The sequence below is a fragment of the Mycobacterium sp. TH-M82 genome, from assembly GCF_057473605.1.
The window spans coordinates 1-6487 of sequence record NZ_JBYCKY010000550.1; the positions used below are offsets into that span (position 1 = coordinate 1).

Genomic DNA, 6487 nt, shown 5'->3' on the forward strand with positions numbered 1-6487 from the left:
CCAGGTCGCGCCGGCGTCGGCCAGCCGGGACAGCAGCTCGGCGTAGACGTCCACCAGCTCGTCGAGCCGGAAGATCGGCGCGGGCGCGCCGTCGACGGCTTTGCTCAGCAACAGGAAGGTGATTGGGCCGATGATCACCGGACGCGCCGGGATGCCCAGCTCCTGAGCCTCCTTCAGCTCACTCAGCACCTTGGCGGGGTTCAACGCGAACTTCGTCTCCGGCCCGATCTCCGAGACGATGTAGTGATAGTTGGTGTCGAACCACTTGGTCATCTCCAGCGGGGCGATGTCGGCGGTGCCCCGCGCCGCGGCGAAGTAGCGGTCCAGCTCGTCGGCGACACCACTTACCCGGGCGGGCAGCGCGCCCAGCAGCGCCGCGGTGTCGAGCATCTGGTCGTAATAGGAGAAGGTGTTGACCGGAACCGAGTCCAGCCCGGCTGCGGCCAGCTCGGACCAGGTGTCGCGGCGCAGCTTCGCGGCGACCGACTCCAGCTCGCTTCGACTGGTCCGGCCCGCCCAGTAGCCCTCCGTGGCGCGTTTGAGCTCGCGGCGCGGGCCGATGCGCGGGGAGCCGGTAACGGTGGCGGTAAATGGTGCAAAGTTCACAAGTTGGTCCTTCACCAGACGAAGATGGTCACCGTCGCCGGACGCCCGGCTGATGCGGTCGACGTGGAAATTACCAGCCCGACACCAACGCCGTCACACCCAGGCAGCCGTTGCTGCCACGCTACGCACGGGCAGTTGCCACCAGGTGGTTGAGCAGCGCGTCGGTGGACGGCCACCCGAACGTGGGTTTGTGGTGGGTCAGCTCGGTTTTGTACAGCCGGCGGCGATGGTGCACCATGAGTGGTCACCGAATTTCATCCGGGGGAGGATTTGATATGCGCGGTTGCCGTAGCACCACCGCATGCCGTGCGGTCGCGTTGGGAGCGTCGGTGGGGGCGCTTCTGGCGTTCGGCGTCACCCCGCTGGCTGGCGCACCGGCCGCGAATGCCGACGTTTTCGACGACATCGTCGGCTCCATCCTGGACGGGGTGGGTGTTGCCGGTAGCGGCGCCGGCGTCGACGGCCTGATGGCGCCCGCGCTGGCTGGGGCCGACCTGCCCGACGATGTGAGCGGCGAGCTCTCCGGTCTCCTCTCCGGTCTCGGCAACGCGTTCGTGCTGCCGGTTGCCGCCATCCTCGGTGCCGGGCCCACGATCCTCTACGGCTGGGCTCATCAGCTTGGCGAGGCTTGGGTCACCAGTTCGTTCGGTGAGCAGATCGACAACCTGATCAACCAGCCGTTCGCCGTCGATGGCGCGTGTGGCCTGATCTGCAACGGCGACCCCGGCACGGCGGCCGATCCCGGTGGCGGTGCCGGCGGCTGGCTGTTCGGCGACGGTGGAACAGGCTTCGACCCCACCACACCCGGCGCGGACGGTGGGGCCGGCGGCGCGGCCGGGTTGCTCGGCAACGGGGGCGCCGGCGGTGTCGGCGGGGCCGGCGGCAACGGCGGTGTCGGCGGCACCGGCGGCTGGCTGATGGGCTTCGGCGGTTCCGGCGGTGACGGCGGCGCCGGGCTGACCGGCGTCGACGGGGTCGGCACGGCCGGCGGCGACGGCGGCGACGGCGGGCAGGGCAGCTGGCTGTTCGGCTACGGCGGGGCCGGCGGCAACGGCGGTGCCGGCGGTGTCGGCGCCGACGGCACGGCCGCCGACCCGGCCGGCGGCGACGGCGGCGTCGGTGGCAACGGTGGTGCCGGTGGGGCCGGCGGCTCTGGTCTGGGCATCGGTGGCGGCGGTGGCAACGGTGGTGTCGGTGGTGCCGGTGGCAACGGTTTGGTGGGTGTCGCCGGGAGTGACGGCGGCAACGGCGGCGCCGGCGGCGAGGGCGGCTCGCCGGGAGCAAGCTCCAATGGCTTGATAGCCGGCGATAACAGCGGCCCGAATACCGGCCTAATAGGCTCAGTGCGTCCGCTCTACCCAGGGGTCGGCGGCGACGGAGGCGACGGAGGTAGCGCCGGGATCGCCACCGCTACCGCGGGCAACGGCGGCGACGGCGGCGACGGAGCTGCCGTCGGTTTCAACCAACCCGGCGCCGGCGGAGACGGAGGCAACGGTGGTTCCGGCGGTCTCGGTACGGCTGCCCACCCCGACGGCGGCCCCGGAGGTGATGGCGGCGCGGGCGGCACCGGCGGCGAGGTGACGTCGTCGGGGATCGGCACCGGCGGCCTCGGCGGCAACGGGGGAGTGGGCGGTGCCGGCGGCGCCGGCACCGACGGAGGCACCGGAGGGGCGGGCGGCTACGGCGGCGAGGGCGGTGACGGTGGCACCGGTGCCACGGGGTCCAGCGTTGTCAATGGCGGTACCGGCGGCAACGGCGGCTCGGGCGGCGACGGTGGCACAGGCACTCCCCATGGCCCGGGCGGCGACGGCGGCAACGGCGGTGACGGCGGCAACGGCGCACCGTCCACACCCCCCGGCGGCGCCGGCGGTGCCGGCGGCAAGGGCGGTGACGGTGGCACCGGCGTCCCCGACGGCAGCCCCGGCAGCCCCGGCAGCTCCGGAACTTCCAGCAGTTCCGACAGCTCCGGCAGTCCCGGCAGCTCCGCTGGCTGAGACAGGCGAGTGATGGAGTCGTCGCGTCCGGCGTTGCGGGCCGGCACGGCCCTGGTGGTGTTCCTGGGCCTCGGAGCCGCACCCGGATGATCGCAGCCGCGTAGCTCGCGACGATCTACGCTGTGCTGCCCAGGCGCCAGTTTGACATGCATAGTTTGCGATGTGTGCATGTTTGGGTTAGCGTCGATGCCATGACTGCTCCAGAACACCGCGCACACGCCCACCCCGACCACACCCACGGTCCCGACTGTGGCCACCAGACGGTCCAGCACGATGACCATGTGGACTATCTCCACGACGGCCACCGGCACGCCGAGCATGGCGATCATTACGACGAGCACGGTCGCGTCCCGAATCCGGTGTAGATAGGGAGCACAGGCGTAGGTTCCGCTTCACGACCTGGCAAGTCTGTGAAGAAGGAGTCACGTCCGTGCCCGTTCGAGTATCAGCCACCGACCGCGTCCGCACCAAGATCGACGAACTGTTCGCCCAGGGCCGAGAACTGCCCGAGATATTGGAGGAGGTTGCCCAGCTCGGCGCGCAACTGCTGATGCAGGCCGGGTTGGAGGCCGAGGTCACCGAGTTCCTCGGCCGTGAACGCTACCAAACGTATCGCCACCTGCCCCGACGCGAACGGCGGTTCACGCAACGACGACGGCGGCGGCTCGACCCACCTCGCGAACTGGGGCCAGCCTCCGCCACAAGTGACGACATCGACGAGGCATCCCGCCGCCGCCACCGCGTAGCGAGCCGCTTGGCCGTCTCAGCAGGGGATCGGCTACTGCGAGCGCCGGTCGTCTTCGTGTTCGCCCTGGTGGAGGCGCTCGACCGCCAGGCGGTAGATCGCGTGCTCCTCTCGGACGCCGATGGCGATGATGCCGCGCGTGGCGGTATCGATGTCGGCGTAGACCACCCTGAGTCGGCGGGTTGGACTCTCCGGGACATCGAACTGCGCGCTGGCCAGGCCGGTGAGGTCGCCACTGACGTGTCGTTGACCGAGTGCCTTGCCGGTGATCCGTCCGTGCGCCAAGTCGTCGAGGGCGGCTCGGGCCGCATCGACGACGTTGGCACCGTAAGCCGCAAGAGCGAGCAGGTCGGCAGCGACGTCCGGGTGAGAGATGAGCCGGTATCGGGCCGGATGGTGCGGCGTCACGCGGGCTTGTGCCCAGCCGCCCCCTCGGCAGCTTGGCGCAACGCTGCGTGTAGCTTGTCCTCGTTCAGCCACGGGCGCCGATCGGCCAATCTTCGTTGAGCCAGTTCGAGATCCAGCTCGTCCTCGGCATACGTGAGGAGCTTCTCCCAAATCGCGATGGGTACCAGCACAGCCTGCGTGCGGCGATGCGAGCCGAAGAACACCGGCTCGGTGTCGCCCTCGTCGAACCGCCTGGTGATCTTTCCGAGAGCAGCCCGCACCTCGCTCGTCGGGACCACGTCTTGCGCCATAGTTCGAGCGTACCGGAATTTGTACAAATTTCAGATGGAAATTTCCGCTGGTGGATCCGTTGAAGCCACGTTGTAGACGAACTTCGACTGCTGCAGACCACCGACATAGACACCGACCTCGCGGGCCGGGCTCACCTCAATGCCTGAGGGCGTCGCCCGTAGCTGGACACATGTACGGTCGGTATCGCCGTTCACGGTGACACCCACGGTCGCGGACCGATCGGCAGGGACCGTGCCGTGGAGCAGGGCCCTGCGATCTTCGGACAAGCGTCGCTCGACCACGCCGGCCGCTTCCAGATCGCGGAGCCGATCGGCGAGCAGATTGGTGGCTGTCGACGCCGGGGAGCCCGTCACGTAGCTCCTGGTAGCGGGCGGGGCCGATGAGGAGCTGGCGGACGATGAGCAGATTCCACCGGTCGCCGACCACATCGAGCGCGCGAGCCAACCCGCAGTACTGACCGTAGCTTCGACTCACGTCGTTCCTTGACATCCGGAACCAAGACCGCTGAGAGCATCCCCGCAAGGTGAAGCCGACCAGCCCGGAGAGATCCCGGTTCTCCTCTCGCCACAGCGTCTGCAACGGAACCCCAGCCGGACATCCGCTAGCGGTACGCATCGCACGTCGAGCCGTCTCCAATTCACTCATCAACGAGCTTGGCGAAGCAGAGGGCGTCTGATCGATGCGGCGGCTCCGACCCCCGGGCGGAGAGTCCGCAGTGGGTTAGTCGACAATCGATGGCAACGACACCTCAGATTCATAAGGAGAACCGACCATGCCTGAAGCCGTCATCGTGGAGGCAGTGCGCTCACCGGTCGGCAAGCGCAACGGCGGGCTGTCCGGCGTGCATCCCGCGGAACTGTCCGCGCAGGTGCTCAACGGCCTGGTCGGCAGGGCCGGTGTGGATCCCGAGCTGGTCGAGGACGTGATCTGGGGCTGCGTGATGCAGGCTGGCGAGCAGGCCATCGACATCGGGCGCACCGCGCTGCTCACCGCCGGCTGGCCGGAATCTGTGCCGGGGGTGACCGTGGACCGCCAGTGCGGATCCAGTCAGCAGTCGGTGCACTTCGCGGCCGCAGGTGTGGTCGCCGGGCATTACGACGTCGTCGTCGCCGGCGGAGTGGAGTCCATGTCGCGGGTGCCGATGGGCTCCTCGCTGGCCAACGGTGGTCACCCCTACCCGGAAGCATTCCGGGCCCGCTACAGCCAAACCCCCAACCAGGGTATCGGCGCGGAGATGGTCGCCGAACAATGGGGCTTCGACCGCACCGCGCTCGACGAGTTCTCCCTGGCTTCACACGAAAAGGCCTCCGCCGCCCAGGATTCCGGCGCGCTAGATGACGAGATTGTCGCGATCAAAGATGCCGACGGCAACACGGTCAGCAAAGACGAGGGCATTCGCCGCGGCACCACGATTGAAAAGATGGCGCAGCTCAAGCCGGCGTTCAAAGAGGACGGCGTCATCCACGCCGGCAACTCGTCACAGATCTCCGACGGTGCGGCGGCGTTGCTGTTGATGTCTGCTGATCGGGCTAAGACGTTGGGGCTCAACCCGATCGCCAAAGTGCGTACCGCGACGCTGGCCGGCGCCAACCCGGTGATCATGCTGACCGCGCCGATCCCCGCCACCCAGAAGGCGCTGAAACGCTCCGGCCTGGGTATCGACGAGATCGGCGTGTTCGAGGTCAACGAGGCGTTCGCCCCGGTACCGATGGCCTGGCTGGCCGACACAGGCGCCGACGAGAAGAAGCTCAACCCCAAGGGCGGTGCGATCGCGCTCGGCCACCCGCTCGGCGCGTCCGGAGCACGCATTATGACGACGATGCTGCACCACATGCGCGACAACGGGATTCGTTACGGCCTGCAGACCATGTGCGAAGGCGGCGGTCAGGCCAACGCCACCATCGTGGAACTGCTCTGACCCACAGCCGAGCGGTGAGCGTGCCGTCACGAAGCGGCGGGGCTTTGATCCCTACGCGATGACGCTGCCGCCTGCTAACTAACGCTAACCGGGATTCACCGGGCGCGAGCATGCACAAAGTCGCACTCAACGGACCCCGCGCGTGCGACTTTGTGCATGCTCGCGCGGCAAGGCGGGGTTAGTCGGTGAAGTTCGGTGTTCTGCGCTCCTGAAACGCACGAACACCCTCGCGGAAATCGTTGGCGGACAACAGGGCTGACTGCCCCACGTATTCTCGGTCCAGGGCACCGTCGAGTTCGGTCAGCGTGGCGGCGTTGACGGCACACTTGGTTTTGGCCAGTGCCTTGGCGGGGCCGGCAAGCAGACTCGAGAGCACCTTGGCCACTTCGGCGTCGAGTTCGTCGGCCGGGTAGACCGCGCTGATCAATCCCCAGGCCAGTGCGTCGGCAGCGGAGATCCGTTCGGCCAGCAGCGCCATCCGCATCGCGCGGGTCCGGCCGATCGCGGCGGCCACCAGCGCCGACG

Annotated in this window: 6 protein-coding genes and 3 pseudogenes; 4 read left to right on the top strand and 5 right to left on the bottom strand. The window is 68.6% G+C overall.

Features of this window, described 5'->3' with window-relative positions:
• Positions 1 to 621: pseudogene (locus AC2VON_RS16620) on the bottom strand (5-methyltetrahydropteroyltriglutamate--homocysteine S-methyltransferase); the annotation flags it as partial.
• A gap of 314 nt (positions 622 to 935) precedes the next feature.
• On the opposite strand from AC2VON_RS16620, the gene AC2VON_RS16625 reads away from it, so the two are divergent.
• The 3 genes and pseudogenes from AC2VON_RS16625 to AC2VON_RS16635 form a co-directional block, all read left to right on the top strand.
• A complete protein-coding gene (locus AC2VON_RS16625; RefSeq protein ID WP_486953931.1) occupies positions 936 to 2600 on the top strand; it encodes a PGRS repeat-containing protein in 1665 nt (554 codons plus the stop codon).
• 191 nt (positions 2601 to 2791) lie between these two features.
• A complete protein-coding gene (locus AC2VON_RS16630; protein WP_486953932.1) occupies positions 2792 to 2965 on the top strand; it encodes a zinc transporter permease in 174 nt (57 codons plus the stop codon).
• A gap of 65 nt (positions 2966 to 3030) precedes the next feature.
• Positions 3031 to 3250 (top strand): annotated as a pseudogene (locus AC2VON_RS16635) (IS256 family transposase); the annotation flags it as partial.
• Positions 3251 to 3378: 128 nt separating this feature from the next.
• On the opposite strand, the gene AC2VON_RS16640 reads toward AC2VON_RS16635, so the two are convergent.
• The 3 genes and pseudogenes from AC2VON_RS16640 to AC2VON_RS16650 all read right to left on the bottom strand — a co-directional run.
• A complete protein-coding gene (locus AC2VON_RS16640; RefSeq protein ID WP_486953933.1) occupies positions 3379 to 3753 on the bottom strand; it encodes a hypothetical protein in 375 nt (124 codons plus the stop codon).
• Positions 3750 to 4043, bottom strand: coding sequence for a hypothetical protein (locus AC2VON_RS16645; protein WP_486953934.1), 294 nt, complete (start codon positions 4041 to 4043; stop codon positions 3750 to 3752). Before AC2VON_RS16645 ends, AC2VON_RS16640 begins: the two co-directional genes overlap by 4 nt.
• 261 nt (positions 4044 to 4304) lie before the next feature.
• Positions 4305 to 4533, bottom strand: a pseudogene (locus AC2VON_RS16650) (winged helix-turn-helix transcriptional regulator); the annotation flags it as partial.
• Positions 4534 to 4816: 283 nt separating this feature from the next.
• Between AC2VON_RS16650 and AC2VON_RS16655 the strand changes: the two are divergent.
• The gene (locus AC2VON_RS16655; RefSeq protein WP_486953935.1) at positions 4817 to 5962 is read left to right on the top strand and encodes a thiolase family protein; all 1146 of its coding nucleotides are present in this window, start codon (positions 4817 to 4819) and stop codon (positions 5960 to 5962) included.
• Positions 5963 to 6140: 178 nt separating this feature from the next.
• Here AC2VON_RS16655 and AC2VON_RS16660 read toward each other — a convergent pair.
• Positions 6141 to 6487 (bottom strand): enoyl-CoA hydratase-related protein (locus AC2VON_RS16660; RefSeq protein WP_486953936.1); only part of this gene is annotated, 347 nt, incomplete at its 5' end.